3 protein-coding genes and 1 pseudogene are annotated in these 2,779 nt (G+C 68.8%); all 4 read right to left on the bottom strand.

Features of this window, described 5'->3' with window-relative positions:
- The coding region (locus NKF06_RS20350) for an alpha/beta hydrolase (protein WP_253246436.1) at nt 1-454 on the bottom strand (454 nt) is incomplete at its 3' end.
- Nucleotides 455-534: 80 nt separating this feature from the next.
- A complete protein-coding gene (locus NKF06_RS20345; protein ID WP_058827355.1) occupies nt 535-1,242 on the bottom strand; it encodes an MBL fold metallo-hydrolase in 708 nt (235 codons plus the stop codon).
- Nucleotides 1,243-1,355: 113 nt separating this feature from the next.
- Nucleotides 1,356-1,706 carry a hypothetical protein gene (locus NKF06_RS20340; RefSeq protein ID WP_253246435.1) on the bottom strand — a complete coding sequence of 117 codons (351 nt, stop codon included), beginning with the start codon at nt 1,704-1,706 and terminating at the stop codon, nt 1,356-1,358.
- A gap of 71 nt (nt 1,707-1,777) precedes the next feature.
- Nucleotides 1,778-2,779 (bottom strand): annotated as a pseudogene (ligA, locus tag NKF06_RS20335) (ATP-dependent DNA ligase LigA); the annotation flags it as partial.

The following is a 2,779-nucleotide window of genomic DNA, read 5'->3' as shown; positions in this document are numbered from 1 at the left end:
CCTCGGCCCAGCGCCCCTTGCCCGCCAGCGAGCGCCAGCGCGTCACGACGTTCTCGCCGTGGCCGCCGAGTCGCGTCCCGGCGGAGACGAGCGCCAGCGAGTCCACGTAGTCGCCGTAGTCGGCGGCGAGGTACTGGGCGACGAGACCGCCCATCGAGACGCCGATAACGTCCGCCGGCCAGAGGTCCTGTTCGTCGATGACGCCCGCGTAGCCCGCGGCCATGTCGCGCGTGGTCGACCCGACCGGGAGGTGTCGCGGCCGGCCGACCACCCACACGTCGCGGTCGTCGAACTCGCGGAACAGTCCGGCGAGCGCCGCCGCAGTCGCGCGGTTCGGGTCGATGCGCTGGAAGGCGTCGGAGAGGCCGGGAAGCACCACGAGCGGGTCGGCGTCGGCGTCGCCGAAGCGGTAGTAGGGCCGCCGGCCGCCGAGCATGCCGTAGTCGAGGTCCATACGCGAACGGACGGCCCGGCGCGGCAAAATCGTTCTGTCCGTTTGTCAGTCCGTTCGGCTGTCCGCCCGGCCGTCGCCGCTCAGACTTGGTCGGGGTCGTCGAGGACGACCGGGATACCGCGGTTCGCCACGTCCACGACGAAGGCGTCCGGGTCGGTTTCGAGCAGCGGAATCGTGTTGTAGTGAATCGGGAGCACGAGGTCGGGGTCGAGCGTCTCCGCGAGGTCGGCGGCCTCGTGGCGGTCCATCACGACCGAACCGCCGATGTTGGCGAGAAACAGCGACACTTCGAGATGTTTGTGGCCTTCGAGTACGTCGGAGTCACCGGGCCAGAAGACGGTCCGGTCGGCGATTGAGATGTGGTAGCCGCAGCCGAATCCCTGCGGGTGGACGATATCGCCGTCGCGGAGGTGAGGGCCGTCGGGGTCGTTGAACGCCGGGAGCGACCACACGTCGACCTCGCCGACGGTGAGGTGGTCCTCCTCGCCGACGCGGACCGTCTCGTAGGGGAGTTCCTCGACCGGAACCACGTTGCGGTCGATGGTCGCGGCGTCGACGCCCTCGAAGGCGACGACGGTCGCGTCGGCGTCGGCGACCTGCTCGATGGCGTCGGAGTCGTAGTGGTGGTTGTGCGTGACTAAAATCAGGTCGCCGTCGCGGGCGTAGTAGTCGTCGAGGACGCCGTAGCGGCCGGGGTCGAAGTAGACGACGAAGCCGTCGGGCGACTCGATTCTGACGGTCGCGTAGCCGAGCCACGACACGTCGAGGCCGTCGTGTTTGATGGTCATACGCGACACCTCGAACCGAGGGGTAAAAAGCGCGGCTCTCGGGGCGAGTCGGCCGGTTCAGACGGGCAACGGGTGGCGGATGCGCGACGAGTGGCGGATGCACGGCGCCTGACTCAGACGAGCGTATCGCGCAGGACGCCGAACACGACGAGGCTCCACAGGAACAACCCGGCCCCGTAGAACAGGAGGGTGACGCGGAGCGAGGTGTCCGTCTCCACGGGGGACCACAGTCCCGCGTTCGAGACGACTCTGTTCGTCCCGCCTTTCTCGCCCGCGTGTTCGACGTTGCTGGGGCCCATCTGCCCCGCGGCGCCGCCACCGAGCACGATGAGTAGCACGCCGAATCCCGTCAAAGCGAGTATGTGGAGGCCTGAGTGCGTGGCGAAATACACCCCGCCGACCGTGAGCAGACCGAGGAAGCCGGTGTAGAGGACGACCGGCTTCAGGAGGGCGTCAAGATTCATGGGGAACCACCGTCCGAAGCTGTCGACGCACAGATACTATATCTCTTTGGGCGACCCGCGGCGAACGTCGCTTACTGCGACTCGGCCAGTCGCTCCACGCGCTCCAGCGAGTCGGCAGTCTCGGCGGTCTTGTCCTCGCGGACGGTGACGAACCGCGGGAACCGAAGCGCGTAGCCCGAGGAGTACGTCGGCGACGCCTGTATCTCCTCGTAGCCGACCTCGAAGACGACCGACGGGCGGATGTCAACTTCCTTGCCCGCCTCGCGTTCGATTTCGGGTTCGAGGAGGTCCGTCAACTCGGCCAACTCCTCGTCGGTGATGCCCGTGGCCACCTTACCGATGGTCTCGAAGGCGTCGTCGCCGGACTCGCCTTCGACGCGGGCCGAAAGCAGGAACGTCCCGAGGAACTCCGCGCGGCGGCCCTCGCCCCACTCGGCGCCGGTGACGACGAGGTCGAGCGTCTCCACGTCGGGTTTGCGCTTCAGCCAGTTCTTCCCGCGGTCGCCCGGCGAGTACGGCGCGTCGGGGTTCTTCAGCATGATGCCCTCGTGGCCGGCGTCGAGGGCGTCGGCCTCGTAGGCGGCGATTTCCTCGGCGTCGTCGGTCAAAAGCAGGTCCGAGACGGCCGCCGAGTCGCCGCCGAGCACCGCGGTCAGTCGGTCGTGGCGGGTGGAAAGCGGGTCGGTCAGGAGGTCGTCGCCGCCGGCGTGCAGGCAGTCGAACGCCCGGAGTTCGACGCGGACCTCCTCGCGCATCCGGCCCACGTCGTGCTTGCGGCGGAAGCGCCGGAGAATCTCCTGAAACGGGAGGGGTTCGCCGTCGTCGTCCATCGCCACGACCTCGCCGTCGAGGATGATCGGCTCGTCGACCGCGTCCGCGACGAACTCGACCACCTCGGGGAGCGCGCCGGTCACGTCCTCCATGTTGCGCGAGAACAGCGAGACCTCGCCGTCGGCGTCGCGGTGGACCTGCACGCGCGCGCCGTCGAACTTGGTCTCGACCGCGGCGGTGTCCCACTCGTCGAGCGCGTCGGCGGCGGTGCCGGCCTGCGCCAGCATCGCCTGCACGGGGGC

Origin of the sequence: Haloferax sp. AB510, from assembly GCF_024136985.1 — an archaeon.
In the GTDB taxonomy this organism is placed as follows: domain Archaea; phylum Halobacteriota; class Halobacteria; order Halobacteriales; family Haloferacaceae; genus Haloferax.
Note: the sequence above shows the minus strand (reverse complement) of the source record. Positions and strands in the feature narration are given on the sequence as shown.